Source organism: Streptomyces sp. NPDC024632, assembly GCF_055559175.1.
This window is the reverse complement of record NZ_JBVHLD010000002.1, coordinates 659620-675604: the sequence shown is the minus strand read 5'-3', so window position 1 is coordinate 675604 and position 15985 is coordinate 659620. Positions and strand designations below refer to the sequence as shown.

General features: G+C 69.8%; 20 protein-coding genes, 1 tRNA gene and 1 pseudogene. 4 read left to right on the top strand and 18 right to left on the bottom strand.

Going from position 1 to position 15985, the window contains the following annotated elements:
• Positions 1–61 precede the first annotated feature (61 nt).
• Together ACZ37P_RS06370 and ACZ37P_RS06365 are read right to left on the bottom strand one after the other, a co-directional pair.
• Entirely contained in the window at positions 62–241 is a 180-nt protein-coding gene (locus tag ACZ37P_RS06370) for a hypothetical protein (RefSeq protein WP_467345137.1), read from the bottom strand.
• Between the two features lies 1 nt (position 242).
• Positions 243–827 (bottom strand): hypothetical protein, encoded by a 585-nt coding sequence (locus tag ACZ37P_RS06365; RefSeq protein WP_467345136.1) that lies wholly within the window; start codon positions 825–827, stop codon positions 243–245.
• Between the two features lie 120 nt (positions 828–947).
• Between ACZ37P_RS06365 and ACZ37P_RS06360 the strand changes: the two genes are divergently transcribed.
• A complete protein-coding gene (locus ACZ37P_RS06360; RefSeq protein WP_467345135.1) occupies positions 948–1178 on the top strand; it encodes a helix-turn-helix transcriptional regulator in 231 nt (76 codons plus the stop codon).
• Here ACZ37P_RS06360 and ACZ37P_RS06355 read toward each other — a convergent pair.
• The 11 genes from ACZ37P_RS06355 to ACZ37P_RS06305 form a co-directional block, all read right to left on the bottom strand.
• A complete protein-coding gene (locus ACZ37P_RS06355) occupies positions 1153–1785 on the bottom strand; it encodes a hypothetical protein (RefSeq protein ID WP_467345134.1) in 633 nt (210 codons plus the stop codon). The genes ACZ37P_RS06360 and ACZ37P_RS06355 overlap by 26 nt on opposite strands.
• A 26-nt stretch (positions 1786–1811) precedes the next feature.
• Entirely contained in the window at positions 1812–1988 is a 177-nt protein-coding gene (locus ACZ37P_RS06350) for a hypothetical protein (RefSeq protein ID WP_467345132.1), read from the bottom strand.
• Positions 1985–2587 (bottom strand): hypothetical protein, encoded by a 603-nt coding sequence (locus tag ACZ37P_RS06345; protein WP_467345131.1) that lies wholly within the window; start codon positions 2585–2587, stop codon positions 1985–1987. The genes ACZ37P_RS06350 and ACZ37P_RS06345 overlap by 4 nt, the downstream gene beginning before the upstream one ends.
• On the bottom strand, positions 2584–2820 hold the full coding sequence (locus tag ACZ37P_RS06340) for a hypothetical protein (RefSeq protein ID WP_467345129.1): 237 nt from the start codon (positions 2818–2820) through the stop codon (positions 2584–2586). The genes ACZ37P_RS06345 and ACZ37P_RS06340 overlap by 4 nt, the downstream gene beginning before the upstream one ends.
• Positions 2817–4430, bottom strand: a complete 1614-nt coding sequence (locus tag ACZ37P_RS06335) for a DEAD/DEAH box helicase (RefSeq protein ID WP_467345127.1) — start codon at positions 4428–4430, stop codon at positions 2817–2819. The genes ACZ37P_RS06340 and ACZ37P_RS06335 overlap by 4 nt, the downstream gene beginning before the upstream one ends.
• A gap of 339 nt (positions 4431–4769) precedes the next feature.
• The gene (locus ACZ37P_RS06330) at positions 4770–7625 is read right to left on the bottom strand and encodes a DUF927 domain-containing protein (RefSeq protein WP_467345125.1); all 2856 of its coding nucleotides are present in this window, start codon (positions 7623–7625) and stop codon (positions 4770–4772) included.
• Between the two features lie 48 nt (positions 7626–7673).
• Entirely contained in the window at positions 7674–7991 is a 318-nt protein-coding gene (locus tag ACZ37P_RS06325) for a hypothetical protein (RefSeq protein ID WP_401850687.1), read from the bottom strand.
• Positions 7988–8194: a hypothetical protein gene (locus ACZ37P_RS06320; protein WP_467345124.1), complete on the bottom strand. Its 207-nt coding sequence runs from the start codon at positions 8192–8194 to the stop codon at positions 7988–7990. Before ACZ37P_RS06320 ends, ACZ37P_RS06325 begins: the two co-directional genes overlap by 4 nt.
• Entirely contained in the window at positions 8194–9099 is a 906-nt protein-coding gene (locus ACZ37P_RS06315; protein ID WP_467345123.1) for a hypothetical protein, read from the bottom strand. The genes ACZ37P_RS06320 and ACZ37P_RS06315 overlap by 1 nt, the downstream gene beginning before the upstream one ends.
• 101 nt (positions 9100–9200) lie before the next feature.
• Complete coding sequence (locus tag ACZ37P_RS06310; protein WP_467345121.1) at positions 9201–9497, bottom strand: hypothetical protein; 297 nt, start codon at positions 9495–9497, stop codon at positions 9201–9203.
• Positions 9494–9712: a helix-turn-helix domain-containing protein gene (locus ACZ37P_RS06305; RefSeq protein WP_401850678.1), complete on the bottom strand. Its 219-nt coding sequence runs from the start codon at positions 9710–9712 to the stop codon at positions 9494–9496. Before ACZ37P_RS06305 ends, ACZ37P_RS06310 begins: the two co-directional genes overlap by 4 nt.
• A gap of 177 nt (positions 9713–9889) precedes the next feature.
• Here ACZ37P_RS06305 and ACZ37P_RS06300 point away from each other — a divergent pair, with 177 nt between their 5' ends.
• The 3 genes from ACZ37P_RS06300 (at position 9890) to ACZ37P_RS06290 (ending at position 12371) form a co-directional block, all read left to right on the top strand.
• Positions 9890–10345 carry a helix-turn-helix domain-containing protein gene (locus ACZ37P_RS06300; RefSeq protein ID WP_401850675.1) on the top strand — a complete coding sequence of 152 codons (456 nt, stop codon included), beginning with the start codon at positions 9890–9892 and terminating at the stop codon, positions 10343–10345.
• A 96-nt stretch (positions 10346–10441) separates the two neighbouring features.
• Entirely contained in the window at positions 10442–12061 is a 1620-nt protein-coding gene (locus ACZ37P_RS06295; protein ID WP_467345120.1) for a site-specific integrase, read from the top strand.
• Between the two features lie 237 nt (positions 12062–12298).
• Positions 12299–12371 (top strand) — tRNA-Lys (locus ACZ37P_RS06290).
• On the opposite strand, the gene ACZ37P_RS06285 is transcribed toward ACZ37P_RS06290, so the two are convergent.
• The 5 genes and pseudogenes from ACZ37P_RS06285 to ACZ37P_RS06265 form a co-directional block, all read right to left on the bottom strand.
• Positions 12369–13244: a protein kinase family protein gene (locus ACZ37P_RS06285; protein WP_467345240.1), complete on the bottom strand. Its 876-nt coding sequence runs from the start codon at positions 13242–13244 to the stop codon at positions 12369–12371. The two genes, ACZ37P_RS06290 and ACZ37P_RS06285, sit on opposite strands and share 3 nt — an antisense overlap.
• Positions 13245–13339: 95 nt before the next feature.
• Entirely contained in the window at positions 13340–13552 is a 213-nt protein-coding gene (locus tag ACZ37P_RS06280) for a hypothetical protein (RefSeq protein WP_401716901.1), read from the bottom strand.
• Positions 13549–13905, bottom strand: a pseudogene (locus ACZ37P_RS06275) (radical SAM protein); the annotation flags it as partial. The pseudogene ACZ37P_RS06275 and the gene ACZ37P_RS06280, both read right to left, overlap by 4 nt.
• A 175-nt stretch (positions 13906–14080) precedes the next feature.
• Positions 14081–15004 (bottom strand): ATP-binding protein, encoded by a 924-nt coding sequence (locus ACZ37P_RS06270; protein WP_467345238.1) that lies wholly within the window; start codon positions 15002–15004, stop codon positions 14081–14083.
• A 201-nt stretch (positions 15005–15205) separates the two neighbouring features.
• Positions 15206–15946: a GntR family transcriptional regulator gene (locus tag ACZ37P_RS06265; RefSeq protein ID WP_401309558.1), complete on the bottom strand. Its 741-nt coding sequence runs from the start codon at positions 15944–15946 to the stop codon at positions 15206–15208.
• Positions 15947–15985: the final 39 nt, after the last annotated feature.

Genomic DNA, 15985 nt, shown 5'->3' with positions numbered 1-15985 from the left:
AGGTGTTCGGTCAGGCCCGTTTCCGGAGGTCAGAGTCCGGAGGCGGGCCGCTTGCTTGGGATCAGAGGTGGTACGAGCAGGCGTCCTTGCCGCGGACCTTCATCCGTCGGCACTTCGCGCCGCCCGTCGTCGGGGCGCCGCACTGGCGGCGAGGGTCGTGGCTGGCGCACACGCTGCGGCCCGTCTGGGCCCGGTTGATGCAGATGTAGCCGCCAGGGCGGACGGCGGTGCACTGGGCCACGTCAGGCCCCCTTCCGGGTCTCGGCCGCCGTGCGGCGCTCCGCGTAGGTGCAGCAGGTCTTGCAGGTGAGCGGGGCGGTAACGGTGCGGAACTTGCTGACCATCTGGTTCATGCCACCCCCGCGGCACAGCGGGTATGGGTGCTCGTCCATGCCGGGCATCATCGTGTGCACCTTGCCGCCCAGGACGCTGACAACGTGCGCGTCAGCGGGCTCCGGCTCGACCGGCCGCAAGTCCGACTCGTGCGCGTAGATCTCTCCGCCCGCGTCCAGTTCCACGTCGTACCCGATGATCCGCGTTCCGTCCCGGCGCGGAACGTCGGTGACCTTGGCCACCCTGCCAAGCCCCTGATCCGTCATAACGAGATCACGGAAGGCGAAGCGCGGGGGGGCCGACTCGGGCTCGTCCACCAGGACTAGGCGGACCTGGCGGCCGTCCTTGTACGTGATGTCGTGGCGGCCGTACTGGGAGGACATCGTCTTGACCTGGCGCTTCCCGCCCATCATCGCGTCGTTCACCTCGGCAAGAGCCTCCTTGACGCCGACGTGAGTGGTGGCGCCGTTCTCGGTGCGCTCGTAGATCTTCATGTCCGGCCTCCCTGCTTGCTCGGTGGTGACTCCACTATGCCCATAAGTCACTGACACTGTCAACAGGTTTTCACGTGCAACGCGTTGACCCTCGCACCTGGAAACCGCGATGATGTACGCATGGCCACACCACCCCGCACGGGCGGGCTCAGCGAGATCGGCGAACTGCTCGGCGTCAGCCGCCAGCGGGCGTACACCCTGGCCAAGCGCGCCGACTTCCCTGCCCCGGTGGCCACCAGTCGCGCTGGCCGCACCTGGGATCTGGCTGCGGTCGAGGCGTGGGAGACGACCTGGGACCGCCAGAACAAGGGCGGCCGACCGCCGGTCACGCCGGAGCCCCCGCAGGGCTGAAGGCGCGCGCCTGCGCCGCCCGGAGCGCTGCCCACACGCCCGGCGGGTACGTGGCGCTGCACCAGGTGCACCGTACGACCTGCTGGCGGTGCGGCAGCAGCAGCTCGGCGCCGCATAGCGCGCCGTCCACGATGGCCGGGCAGCGGCCCATGCGGGCGGGCAGGTCGTCCGCCCCAGTGACCGTACGGGCGCTGTCGTGCAGGTCGCGGATCTCGCGGGCGCAGTCCCCGGCCGCCGGCCACACCCCTGCGATCCACCACACGGCGACGCGCAGGGCGGTGCAGGCCGCGCGGACCCGCGCACCGAGGTCGTCGGCCGTCGGCCTCGCGGCGGGGTCGGCCACGCCCTGATCGGCGGCCAGGGCCCGCGCCCACACCTCCAGCACGACGAAGTCGGCGCGGGCGTCAGCGACTTCGGGCGTGATCGGCAGCGGCGCCTCGACGGCGACGGCCGTACGACCGCTGCCGTCCGCCGCTGGCTCCGGTGCGAGCATGCTGCCGAGTTGCGCGTACAGGGCGGGGAGCCGGTCGAGCCGGTCGGCAAGGTCGGCGGCGCACCGACCGCACAGGTAGGCGTCGGCGGGGCGCTCGCACAGCTCGCAGGCCACGGTCGTTCTCCGTTCGGTGGTGCTGGTCAGGGGTTGCGGTAGTGGCCGACGTGCCAGGTGCCGCAGTGGCGGCAGGGGTAGACGGCGAGTCGGGTGTCGCCGAGGGCCAGGAGTTGGGCGCGGTGGTCGAGGGCGGCGGTCTGGCTGGTGTGCCGGACCTTGCCGCCGCACATCTGCCGCCGCCCGTAGCGGCGCCGCTTCACGACCGTTCGGCGTCCGCCGTGGCAGCCCACTCATCGAGGAGACCGGCGGCGCGCAGGATGCCGTCGGCGGTGCGCTGTCCGGCGTCGTCGTAGACCGCGCGGTGCTCGGCGCGCAGCCGTTCGGCACCCCACCTGAGGTCTGCGCCGAGGCCCGTGGTGGCGGTACCCCTGGCGTGAGCTTCCTGCTGACGCTGGACTTCGGCGCGCAGATCGTCGAAGCGCTGCTCGGCGTCAGCCGCGCGCTGCGCGTGAGAGGCGTTGCTCTCGTTCGTAGACCAGACCACACGGGTGGTGTCCGCGTGTCCGTGGACGTGCACGGCGTCGGCGAGGTCGGTCCAGACGACGGTGGAGGCGTGCTCGCCGCGCCACCGGATGACGACGGTGCCGTCGGGGAACTCGACGCCGTCTGCGACGGTGCCGGTACCGCTGACCCCGGTGAGGTCGAGGTCGCGCTGAAGGACGAAGGCCCGGCCGAAGATCGGCGGAACGCTGGTGGTCATGGCTTCTCCTTGGTGTCGGAGTCGGCGGCCGATGAGCACGCCTGCGGGGATCGAGGCGGCCGTCCAGGTGACGAGGACGGCGGCCAGGGTGGTGATCACGCCGCGTCCGCGGCGGGCGGGGTGGCGCAGCGGGTGGCGTGCACGCGTTTGACGTGCTCGACGAACGACGCGACCGGGTGGGGGCCGGTGACTGGTCCCTCGGTGCCGCCGCACCGGTAGCACTCGTACCTCGCGGACGGCTGGGAGAGCCACCGGCCGTCGCGGGTGCACCGCCCGAAGTCGACGTGCAGCACGGCCGCCAGGGCGCGCGGGCGCGCGTTCCGGGCGGTCACGCGGCACCGACCAAGACGCGATCGAGGATGGCTGAGGCGCGGTGGATGTCCATCGCGTCGGAAACGTCGCCCGCGCTGGCGCCGGGCGAGATCGGGATGCGAAAGCGACGGCAGTAGCCGAGCTGACGGCTACTCGGGTGTCCGGCCCGCCAGCTCGCATGACGGCTGAGCAGCGCTCCGCCGCGCACCTGGGCGCGGGCGTGCATCTCCATCCAGTGCATAGCCTCTTCGAGGTGAAATGCCTGGTCGCGCGGCGGCGCCTGCTCGGTGCCGCCCTCCCACTTCCGGAGCCGGTAGCCGCCCGCAACGTGGTCGGCGACCAGGTACAGCAGCACGTCGCCCGCAGGAATGAACCACGTGCCCCTGCGGGTGCGCAGCCAGCGCACCCTCGACGCGGTGAACATCTCGACGTCCTCGACGCGGAGCACCGGCCGAACGGTGGGCGCAACCACCTCGACGGGCCCGCGCGCCGCAGCCGTCAGCGACTGGCCGTCGCGCGGGGCCGGGATGGACCGCTCGGACAGGTCGACGAGCGAGGCGAGCTTGTGGCGCGTGCTCGCACCGACGACATCGAGGATCAGGGCGTCGGTCTTGCCGGGGTGCAGCCGCAGCGCGCGGCCGGCCATCTGCACGTAGAGGCCGGGGGACTTGGTCGGGCGGGCGATCACGGCGCACGAGGTGTGCGGCGCGTCGAACCCCTCGGTCAGCAGCATGCAGTTGGCGAGCACCTGGAGGTCGCCCGCCTTGTACCGGGCGAGGGCGGCGCGGCGGTCCTCGACGGGCATGTCGCCGTACACGACCCCGGTGGCGATCCCGGCCTGCGTCATCACCTCGGCCATGACGCGGGCGGAGTTGACGGTCGGGGTGAAGACGACGCCGGGGCGGTCGGCGGCGAGCGTGCGGTACGCCTCAGCGACGACGGCGGCCGCGTTGGAGTCCTCCAGGGCCTGGCCGAGCTGCCCGCCGACGAGGTCGCCCGCGGCCGTCTTGACGCGGTCGAGGTCGAGGCCGTCGACCACGACCCGCTTCCCGACGACGTCGACCAGGTGCCCGGCCTCGATCAGGTCGAGGGTGTCCATGCGGTAGACGACCTCGGTCCAGATGTCGGCCAGGCCGCCGTCTGTGCGGGTGAGGGTCGCAGTGAAGCCCACGGTGGGTACGCCGTCCCAGGCACCGAAGTGCCGCAGCACGTCGCGGTAGGTCTGTGCGGCAGCGTGGTGGCACTCGTCCACGATGATCATGCTGACGCCGTCGATGCGGCGGCGGCGCCGCTCGACCGCGAGGGTCTGCACGCTGGCCACGATGACGTCGGCGTAGTGCTCGTCACGGCTGGCCTTGACGATGCCGACCGTACGGCCGGGCACGACGGCCCGGATCTTGTCGGCGGCCTGCTGGATCAGCTCTTCGCGGTGGGCGATGACCAGGACGCGGCCGGGCAGGTCCCCGGCGGTGTCGCGGGCGGCGATCAGGTTGGCGAAGACCACGGTCTTTCCGGCGCCGGTCGGGAGTACGACGGCGAGCCGGTTCGTCTGCTCGGCCCAGCCCGTGAGTACGGATTGGATGGCCTCGGCCTGGTACGGCCGGGGCGCGAAGGTCTCGGTATCGGACAAGGGGTCACCTCGCTTGAGGACGAAGGAGGAGAGAGGGAGGTACGCAGTGCGTACCGGCTGCGTACCGGCTGCGTACCGGGGTGAAAGGGCAGATGACCTGCGGTTATCTCTCTCTAAGAAGGGAGTGGTACGCAGGTACGCAGAAAGACAGGGGTGTGCATGTGCGCGCACAGGCGCGCTCGCGCTCGGGTGCGCACGCACGCGCACCCACACCCGATCGGTGCCAATTCCAGGCAGGTGCGTACCGGCCCCGCTGAGACCGGAAGAACCCCTCTGAGCTGGGGTTACTGGCCGTCTTGGGTGGTACGCAATCGCTGCGTACCACCGTGCTGGCGGCGCTCATGCCGCCTCGTCCTGGTCGCCGAAGTTGATGCCCGCCGGGGTGAAGGCGAGGCACTTGGCGCGAGCGCCGTCGAACCGGCGGGGAACCAGATGGGCGGGCCGCTGGCTCTTGAGCGTCTCCAGATAGCCCGCGTCGACCCAGCTGCCGACTACCGCGTCCAGGGAGTAGCCGGCCTCGGCGAGGATCTTGCGGACGCGCTCAGGCAGTAGCGACACCTTGATGACGCCGCCGTCGCTGGCCATCACGCCCAGCCACCCGGCGTACGGCGGACGCTGCTCGGGAGCCATGTACGTCCGCGAGGTCGAGTACAGCTCGTGCGCGTGGCCCGCCACGTACTCGCGCAGGACGTCGAGGGCCATCTCCGGCCGGTTGTCAGTGGGGTTGTGGGCGGTGAACAGGCCGCGCCATACATCGAAGGCGAGCGGTTCGTAGGGCAGCAGTCCGATCCCGGACGCGAGGGTCTCCGCGAGGACGAGGGCGGCGACCATCGGCGCTCGGCGGTTGGTCATGTCGCCGCCGCCGCGGAACTCTTCGACGAGCTGGCGGTGTCGCTGGCGGAGGGCGTCCTGCCCGTTGGGCTGGGCGAGACCGCTGAGGATGTAGCGGATGAACTCGGGTCCGGCGTGGCCGTGGTTGGCCAGGACGCCCTCGCGGGCCGCTGCGGCGGCCGGGCCGCCGCCGTCGCCGAAGGGCGCGATGGTGGTGCCGAGGATGCGGGCTGCGGCGCCCTGGCTGGTCGTGAAGGACAGGGCGGGCCGCTCGCCGGAGGACAGGAGGATCGTCTCCCAGGGCAGCATGTTGCCGAACGTGCCCCCGCTGCGCGCCTTCCCGTGGTTCATCGGCAGCTGGTACAGCACCTCATCAATGAGGCTGTCGTCGGTGACCGCCATGGTCTCGTCGAAGACGGTCACCAGGCCGCGGACGAGGTTGAGGCGCTTCTCGATGGCGTACAGCGTGGTGCGCCAGTTGGACAGCGCGCTCGCGTGCTCGGACGGGTCTGCCCACACGCTGAGCGCGCACTGAAGGGCAGTCGTCTTGCCCTTGGTAGACCGGCTGGAGATATCCAGCGTGAACGAGTTGAGGCCCAGAGGCCGCAGCAGCGGGGCGGCAAGAGCGGCGGCCACCGCGACGCGCGGGACCGGGAACTCGGCGAGCTGGGCGATGGTCTCTTTCCAGGCGTCGAGGCTGCCCTTCGGGGCGTGCGCGCGGGCCGGGCCGCGCTGCTCCTCGAACGCCACGTCGACCTTGATGCCATCCTCGGGGGACGAGACGAACGTGCCGTCGTCCTGCCAGCCCAGCCAGCGGGCCAGTTGCTCGGACGGGATGCGGTGGACGTTCGCCGCCTCGAACTCGGCGAGCCACTTCTCGACAGCCCTTGCGTCGCCCTCGACGGCGGGCAGCCCGGCAGAGCCGAGAGTCTCGATCAACTTTCGGCCGCGCTTGGCAGTCTCGCGGCTGACGATCCGCGAGATGCGGCGGGGGTGGCCGAGACTCCTGTCGATCCACGACAGCTCGACGTACTGGTCGCCCTCGGGGTCCTCGAACGTCGCGGTCACAGCGAGAGGAGCGAACGTCACCCGGTTCCAGCTCTCGCCGCTCTGGCTGAGCACCTCGACGCCCATGCCGGTGACGCGGTACCCGTACGGAGTGCAGACCGAGCGGGGCAGGTCGAACGCGCGGGAGTAGCTGAACCCCTGCTCGTCGTCCTCGTCGTCGGGTGACGGCGTTACTTCCGCAGACGCGTCGATCTCCGGCTCAGCGTCCGGCTGCCGCGTGGCCGGTTCCGCCCGCGGGCCTGTACTTACGGAGGACAGCCGTCGACTTCCGTACCCGAGGTGGGCCAGTGCCCGCGCTGCTGCCCTGTGGTCCCCGCCGTGTTCGAGCAGGGAGTAGGCGCCAAACTTGGTGTACGGCACCTCGGGAGTGAAGTCGGACCCGGTTGCGAACACGAACAAGCGGTCGTGTTCGTCGCGGCCGGTGGTGGCCTTGACGCCTCCAACGCCGTCCGCCCAGCCCCAGTACGTTTCGCCGCCACGTGTGCCAACTGGTCGGAAGGTGCCGCGGAGAATCTCCGCCCAACTGGCGCGGGTATCGAAGTCGTCGCCGGGACGCAGTGCGCCGTCGGGCCTCGGGGAAGCTTGCCGCGGCGCGGTCCGTGCCGTCTCCACTGCGGGCAGCTTGCAGACCATCCGGCACACGCTCCGGATGGCGTCCATGACGTCGCCGTCGAGGACGGGGATGGTGGCCGGAGATCCGGCGAGCCGGACGTACGGGCGGCCGGAGGCGTGGACGCTGCCGCCGGACGGCTCGACGAGTCCGTAGCCGCCCTCACCGCGCGTCTCGATGAGGACGCGCACGATCTTGGAGCCGGGCTTCTCTGCGACGCGCTGGCGCTCCTCGTCGCTGTACTCGTCCTCGGCCGCCAGCCGTGACGCCAGCTTGCGGTTCGGCGGCACGGCGGCGCCGTCGAGCCGCACCCGGTAGTGCCGGCCACCGCTGGGCGATTCGGTCACCCAGCCGTTCTGGATGGCGGTCCACGGCTCGGCGAGGCCGGAGGCGGTCATGATCTCGGTGACCTCGTCGAGGAGCCCTTCGCGGATGGCGAGGCCCTCGAACTCGATCAGCTCTACGGCGCCCGAGACGGCGCCGTAGACGACCGCGATACCGCGTGGACGGTCGTCGTTGAACCACGAGTCGTGCTGTTCAGGAGTGGTGCGGGTGACCTTGTACTGCATCCAGGACACGGCAGGGGCTTTGCTGCCGTCCGCCTTGATGGGAAGGACGCAGAGACCGGCCGCATCAAGCTCGGCGGCGGCGGCCCGCAGGTTGGGCGACGCGTCAGTGGGGTTCACGGATGTCCTTGGGGTCGTGCTGGCGGTGGTCCGTGACGCGCGGGCCTGTTATTCGGGCGGCAGGGAGCCCAGGAGGACGGTGGTGAGCAGCCGCATGGCGTCGGTGAAGTGCGGGGCACAGACCGGCAACGCCTTGCGCTCGGGGCGCTCGGGCAGGACGCGAAGGATCGCGTCGGCCATGGCCGGGCAGCCGCCGCACCGGTACGTCTCGTCGACGTGCTCGCTGTCCGGGCAGTCGCACCAGGAGCACTGGGCGCCGGTGGGCGCGTCGGCGAGGATGACAGTTTTGCCTCTGGCCGCGAGGTCTCGGGCGGTGGCAAGGGCCTGGTCGTATGCGGCCACTTGGGCCGGGCTCGCGCCGGTCACCGGTTCTCCCCGGACCGCGGGCGCGGGATGCTGCTGAGCAGGTGCCGATGGGCCTCGTCGACGGCACCGGCCGCCACGGACGGGTGCCTACGGCGCGCGCGCTCCAGCTCGGCGCGGGCCTGCTCACGGCGCTCGCGCCGGTCGTCGAGGCCGATCGCGAAGAACAGCAGCACGATGACGGCGGCGACCCACAGCGCGGCCATCACGCCGCACCGCCGATCAGGGCCTGGACCTCGGTCCAGCGGTCGGCGACAGCGTCGAGCAGCGCGCGCTCGGCATCCATGGCCTCGGTCGAGGCCGCCCAGGCGTCGGCGTCACGGACGGACAAGATCTCGTCCTCGATCAGCCGGTCCAGGAGCGACGGCTCAAGGGCGTCGAGTTCCCAACTGCTTTGGCCGTGCTCGGCGATGTACCCGCGGGCCCGCGAGTCGGTGATCTTCGCCGGGTTCGGCGGCGGCCGGTGCTCCTCGACCTGCGGCATGTTCAGCGCGACCCGGCGGATCTCGGTGTCGGCGCCGAACAGGGCCAGGCGGTCGGTGATGTCGCGGGTCATGTCGACGCCGGACGGGTCGTGGTCGCCGAGGTGGATGACGAGGGTCTTCTGCCCGCACGCCTCGTATCCGGCCAGCCGCCGGGCCGCGCCCCACACCTCGGACTGCGACGTGTAGCCGCGGCAGGAGAAGTAGTTGACGTCGTTGCGCTGGCAGACCCCGGTGATCACCCCGACCAGGGCGTCCTTCTCGATCCACACCTCGACCCGGTACGGCTGGTCCGCCCACCGCTCGGTGCGGTACCCGTACGCGGCCGACTGGATCACCGACTCGGGGTTGTCCCAGTGGGACAGGCCGCGCAGGTTCCGAGTGCGGTCGACGATGTAGTTCCAGTCGAGCAGGCCAGCCAGGCGGGCATCGTTGATGACGGAGCCGAGCCGCTTGTACTCGGTCTGCTTGTTGGCGATGTAGCCGCGGGCGACGAACTGGTAGTAGAGCTGCCGCAGCGTGAGGTCGTAGCCCTGCGCGGCGTAGTCCCGGCAGATCGTCTCGGCCGTCTGGATCAAGTCCTGGTGCGCGGAGCTGAAGGTCTTCGGGACGTAAGTGATCCTCGGCATCAGGCACCCCCTGCCGCAGTACCGGCGGCCTGAGGAAGGCTCGCGGCAGTGGTCGACGCAGGCGGCGCCATGGTGGAATTACTCATAGGACGTGCTTCCTTCTACTGGTCAGAGCTGGTGCTGGTGTGCGTCTCGGCAGGCGGCGTCGGGGTGGCAGCCCCGGCGCCGTCGTTGGTGTCCTCGCCGATGGCGCGCAGGATGGCCGCGCGGTAGACCCGGCGGGAGCGGCCGATCGTGAAGGTCGGCACAGGCAGACCGTCCTCGGCGAGGAGCCGAAAAAAAGTCGCGGTCGAGATGCCCCAGACGGCGCAGACGGTGTCCTGGGCGGGGCAGACGGCGGGCAGTGCCCGGATCTCGTCGAGGGTGAGGGTCTGCCGTTCCTCGGTCGTGGCCGTCATGCCGACTCCTGCTCGATCAGCTCGGCGAAGGGCACCCCGTAGGTGTCCGCGAGCGTCAGCAGCGATTTCACCGAAGGCTTGGATTTCCCGTTGTGGAGCCGCGACAGCGTCGACTGAGCCAGGCCGGTCCGCTTGGCGATGGCGTAGCTGGTGGCGTCGCCGTGGGCGCTCGCCGCCTCGCGCAGCCGTGAGCTGCGGAGTCTGTACATGGTCATGGGTGTCTCCTTGCTTGCAAGCATCTTGATCGTGCCTGCGAGCAAGAAACTAACATCGACGCAACGTGCTTGCAAGGAAGCTAAGACTCGCGAGTGCGCCCGGCGCACGACTGAAAACCGCCCTGCGTAGCGTGCATGCTCTCGCGCACGTACTTGCATGCTTGCTACCGTGGAAGGATGACTGACGACGACCCCGGCCCCACTCGGGCAGACCGGGCCGAGAGGTTCGGCCGGGTCACTTCCGAGGCCGCCCGATCAGCGGGCTACGACATCGACTCGCCCCGAGGTGGAGGGAAGCGCGACCTTGCCGCTGCCGCCGGCATGTCCGAGCCGAGCGTCAGCCGCATGCTTGCGGGCAAGACGATCCCCGACCCGAAGGTTTTCGAATCTCTGGCAAACGCCCTCGGGATCAAGCTGGCGACTCTCCTGGTTGAGAGCGGGCTCGCTTCCAAGAAGGCGCTCGGTGGTGCGGTGCCCAAGGCTCCGCTGAGGCCGAAACTCACGATCAGGCGAGCGGCCAAGGAGCTGGGCATTCACAGCGAACGGGGCCTCAAGATGTTTACGGCGATGACGCAAAGCATCATCGAACAGGAGCCGCCCAGAGATTCTGGCGAAGATAGGGGTGTCGCATGACTGATGGGAGACTGCAAACCGGAACGCCCCAACTGAGATAAGCGAGCGAATATTGGTGAAAGCTCAGACGAAGAAGCGAGCTGAAGGAGGGACCGGATGCCCGGATCTCGGCGCGCAGGCGGTGTGACGAAGCGCTGCGAGTGCCGCGAGGGCGGCGGGCGCAGCGGCAAGCGACTCGGCGACAACTGTCCCCAGCTCGCGAAGCCGTCACACGGGACGTACCAGATCGCCATTGAGCTGCCGCCGAACGAAGAGGGACACCGGAGGCAGTTCCGCCGCACCGGCTACGCGAAGGTCAAGGACGCTAACAACGACTTGGCCCGCGTGCAGTCCGTCCTCGAACTCGGCGAGGAAGACGAAGAAGACCTCCGGCGCATCGGCGACTACCTCGCCACCATCGCCCGCGAGCGCGCCGACATCCCGCCGCCCGCCGACGTAGCCCAGAAGCTCGGCGTCGGCGTCCCGCTCGACGGCAAGATGACCGTCGCCCAGTGGCTGACGAAGTGGCTCGCCAACAAGAAGACCCGCGGCACCACCACCGCGTCCTACCGCAGCCACGTCACCTATCACCTGATCCCACGCATCGGCCATATCCGCCTGGACCGGCTCGGCGTCGCGCACCTCGAAGCGCTCTTCGCCGACATCGCCGAGGCCGCCGAGGTCGTCGCCGCAGAGAACGCCGCCCGCCGCGAGCAGGAAGCACGCTGCCGCTGGGACAAGCCGGGCCGGCCGCCCGCCGCTGCCCGCGAGCGGCTGGAGAAGGAGCGCGCCAAGCTCGACGAGATGAAGCCGTACCGGAAGGTGACCGGACTTGGGTCGCTCCACGCGATCCGCCGGACGCTCCGGACCGCGCTGAACGCCGCCATCGGGCAGAAGCTGATCACCTTCAACCCCGCGAAATTCGTCGAGTTGACGCCGCACAGGAGGCCGCAGGGCCTGCTCTGGACGGCGGCCCGCGTCGAGCGCTGGCGGGCCACGGGCGAGATTCCCAGCCCCGTCATGGTCTGGACCCCCACGCAGCTCGGCCATTTCCTGGACGCGGCCGAGCCGCACAGGCTCTACAGCATCTACCACGTCGCGACTCACCACGGCCTGCGCCGAGGTGAGGGCGTAGGTCAGGAGTGGACCGGCGTGGACTGGGGGGGCGAGACGATCTCGGTGGAGAAGGAAATCGTCGTCGAAGACGGGGTGCCGACCGAGACGAAGCCGAAGACCGCCGGATCGCAGGACATCGTCAAGATCGACCGCGAGACCGTGGCCGTCCTCCGTGCACGCCGCGTGCAGCAGCTCGCCGAGCGCGACGCTTGGAACGCCTACGCCAGTGCCGAACGGTCAGCGGGGCGACCATGTCACGACTGGATCGACACCGGAAAGATCTGGACCGCGCTCGACGGGTCACTGCTCCACCCCGACGAAGTGAGTCGGGAGTTCGTACGCATCCGTGACGCCGCCGGACTGCCGCCCGTCAACTTGCGGGACACCCGGCACGGCGCCGCCGGTCTCGTAAAGGCGGGCGGCGGCGACCTGGAGGACGCGAAGCGCAAACTGCGGCATAGCACCATCACGCTGACCGCCGACACGTACATGCCACTGTTCACCGAGTGGTCCGCGGAGCTGGCCGAGCGGTCGGCGGCAGCCGTACCTCGGGCGAGGAAAACGACGGTTGCTGCCGACGCTCAGACCGACGGCAGGGAGCCGAAAGAACCGGCCACGTGATGGCGGTCAGCGGTACGCTGGACGGGCTTGAGGGACGCTGCAAAAGGGCCTCCGACCTGCGGGTCGGGGGCCCTTGTGCTCGCACGGCGCTCGCACGAGCTAGTGAGAGTAACTGAGAGTGACTGAGATTCCATGAGGGCGTGAAGCCCTCATGCTCACCTCAACGGCCGTTCTGACCTGGGGAAATGAGGGCCGTCGAGAGCAACTGATAGAATGTGCAAGTTCGCAAGACAGTGCGGGCCGTTAGCTCAATTGGCAGAGCAGTGGACTTTTAATCCATTGGTTGTGGGTTCAAGTCCCACAGGGCCTACAGGGTCAGGTCTCGTGACGAGGCGCTGACCTGCGAATTCACGGTGCCCCGGCCGCTTCGAGCGGCCGGGGCACCGTCGCGTGCGAGCCTGCCTGCCAGCGTCGTCGCGTGCTGCGCCATCGCCCTTTTCCACGGCCTGGCGTCCTGCTCGGCGATCTCCCGCCACAGAGTCGCGGTCGCCGTGCCGAACGCCGCGAGGGCCTCGGGCGCCGCGCTGCGCCAGGACGGGAAGCGGGCGGCGAATTCGATCGCGGCCTCGGCCGGGTGGCCAGCCTCCATGAGACGCAGGGCCAGAGCGCCCGGGTCGATCCAGGCGGCGCCGCGCGTCGGCCACGCCCAGTCGACGAGCCGCGCCCGCTCTCCGGCGATCAGGACGTTGTCCGGGGCGAAGTCCGTGTACAGCAGCGCGTCACCGTCGAAGTGCTGAACGGTGCCTGGCGGCGCGTACGGCGCCCACCGGTCGACGGCCTGTTTGATCTCGACGTCCACCGGTGCGGTGATCCCTTGCAGTTCGGCGAGCGCCGCTTCCACGAGCGGCAGGTCGGGAGAGCCGGGCGCGTAGTCGGCGTGGCGGCCGTCGATGACCTCGTAGCCGAGGAGGCTCCAGCCGTCCAGCTCCAGGTGCCAGTACAGGTGCGGGCAGGAGGCGGGCAGGTGCGCGGCCACCGCCGCCTCACGGCGCTGCGCACCGACCTGGGGATGGTCGGCCCGGATGCCCTTCACGAAGACGGGGCCGCTGTCCGTGTCGAGCACGCAGGCGACGCCGGAGTTCATGCCGCCGGGCGCGGTCACCGCCTGGCGTAGGAAGCCGGTCTTGTCGGCGACAGCCTGGCGGACGTCGGCGGGAAGCTGCTCGAAGGGGATACGGGACATGGACACGACGCGCGGTTCCTTGGCTGCGGGGGGAATGGGGGGGTGCCGCCCCGGCCAGGGTACGACCGGAGCGGCACAGGGCATCTCCTCCGGGGTTAGTACGGCTGATCGTCGCCTGCCGAGCACGAGCACTCTGCTCCTTCGGCCGCTTCGTCAAGGTCGGCGATGATCTGGAACTCGTCGTCGCCGATCGGAGCGACGGTCAGCGGTACCGGCAGGACGCCCCTCGGTTCGGCAGGCGGTCGCAGGCCGATGGCGACCATCACCGGTTCGCGCGGCGGGGCCGGTGCTGCGGTTGGTGGTGTCATGATCCATAACCTCCATGTTGGCAGTAGAGATCTCTGCGGTCCCCCGCCTCCTGGTAGAGCTTGGCCAGCGGCCGACACGTACGGCACGCGCCGGTCTTCGTACAGCCGGAGTAGCCACCGGTGCGGAGCTGAAGGGACTCGGCGATCGCGCCGAGCCGGGGGAGGGCTTCGACACCCTCGGCGATGAGGTTCACGCTCGGGTCGCGGCCGACCTTGCAGATCGACGCGATGCCGTGCGGATCGACGTGAAAAAAGGTGCGACCGGCGTTGCATCCGGTGAAGACGCTCCGGGGCCGCAGGTGTTCGTACGCCTGGGCCGCCAGAGGGTTCGCCGCGCCGTCGATCGTGGGCGACCGTTGGCGGTGACGCCCCGCAGCTCCTCGTAACGGACTTCGGGGATGCGTATGCCCGCCCCGTGACCGGGCTGGACGAGCAGGTACTGGCCGAGGAACGGACTGGCGACGAGGCGCGGTGTCTGGCTGACGCACGGGTATGCGGTCATGACGACCTCCACGGGTAAGCGAGCGGTTAATCCGGATGGTGGGCGGCCCAGTCCTCGCGGGCGGCGATGAGCGCGGGGCGCACCTTCGTGTCGAGGAAGTCGGCGTGCGCTCGTAACTTCGCGGTGACCTCGGCCAGCCCCTGCGGGTCCAGGGCCGGAATCCAACGTCCGACGGCGACATGAAGGTTGACCACCGGCATGCGGAGGCGGGGGTCCTCGTCGTACGGATCGCAGTCGATGCTCCCCTCGAAGACCGCGTCTTCCTCCACTCCGTCCCATACGTCCGGGGCGGCCAGCGGCAGCATGGGGCCTTCGAAGAGGCTCCGGTGGTTGATCTGCGCCAGCAGCGACGGGAGCAGATCCGGCGGCACGCCGACCTCGGTGGGGTCGTCCTCGGCCCATTCGGGAAGGTACCCGGACACCACGGCGCCGCCCTCGGTGGCGATGGTCCACGTCCCTGGCGCGGTCCACGGCGCGGGCCGGCGCCCGGCACAGGTGTCAGGCTCGCCCACGGCTCCCGGTGATGCGGAGGAGCGTGGCTCGGTCACGGCCGCGCCCTCGGACGGCCAGGCGTCGGCCATGGTGAACGAAACGGCTGTTCCGCCGTACTGACTTGGCCTCACCTGCCAGGAATCCGACAGGGCGTCCACCAGCCACAGGCCGCGGCCATGCTCCGAATCCTCCAGAATCGCCGGGCGCTTGAGCAACTGCACCTTGAAGGGCGATCCCGGGTTGTGCACCTCGACGCGAAGGTCTGTCCTCTCGCGCCACCACTCGATTCGTACACGCCATGCGTCTTCTGACTCGCCGTAGAGGACCGCGTTGGTGACCAGCTCCGAGATCATCAGAACGCAGTCGTCAACGGAACACGCGAGTCCGTGGGGTTCGACGAAGTGCCGGAACCAACGACGCGCCCGACCCACGGACTCCGGGACGGGATAGAGCGTCATCGTCCCGTTCGGCTCCGGGCTTGTGTCGGAGCCGTGGGGATCAGCTGTGACGTCATTCATCGGGTGTGCTCCTTTACGCATGCCGATTCGGCCAAGGCGGCGCTCGGCGCGAGTTCCGCACAAGTGGCCTTAGCCACTTAGTGGATAGTGGCATTAGCCACTTGCGGTGCGCAAGCGGATCGGCACACACGGTGCCGTACGTCAGGTCAGTTCGTAGCCCTGCTCGAACGCCCACCGGTCGGGCGGGTACGTGGCCTCGGCGAACTCCAAGGGCCGGTCCTGTGCGTCATAGACGACGTGATGTACGACGAGAACCGCCGACGCCGCCTCCAGTCCCAGGTCCGCGGCCTCCTCGTCCGTCGCCGCGCGGGCGCACATCCGGTCCTCCGCGTAGCTTCCCCGCCGACCCGTAGCGCGCTCGACGTACAGGAGCGTTCCTTCCCGGATGCGTTCCGGATTCAGGAGCTTCGGGGCCTGCTGCCCGACGTCGGCCGCGAACCAGGACGTGGACAGCGTGATCGGCCCGGTCTCGTTGTTGGTCACGCGCCGACGCTGGACGACTCTGCGGTCGTTCGTCAGCCCCAGCGCCGTCGCGACATGATCCGGGGCCTGCGACCACGCGGCCATGGTGATCACGGCGTATTCGCCGGGTGTGTAGATGTGCCCGGTCTGACGCGCCCGTCCGTACAACTCCCGCGCCCGCCGGTTGACTTCGAGACCCCGCACGTACGTGCCCGAACCCTGCCGCTTCTCGACCAGACCCTGACTGCTCAACGCTTCCAGCGAGCGGGCGGCTGTTGGGCGGGACACGTTCCACGAGGCCGCGAGCTGCCGTTCCGAGGGAACCTCGTCTCCGGGCCGCAAGTCGCCGCGCAAGATCTGGTCGCGGATGTGGTGCGCGATCTGGAGGTACTTCGGCTGAGCCTCCTCGATCTGCGGCATCACGCCTCCTCTTGTTCACAAGTGGCTATTACCTCTGGC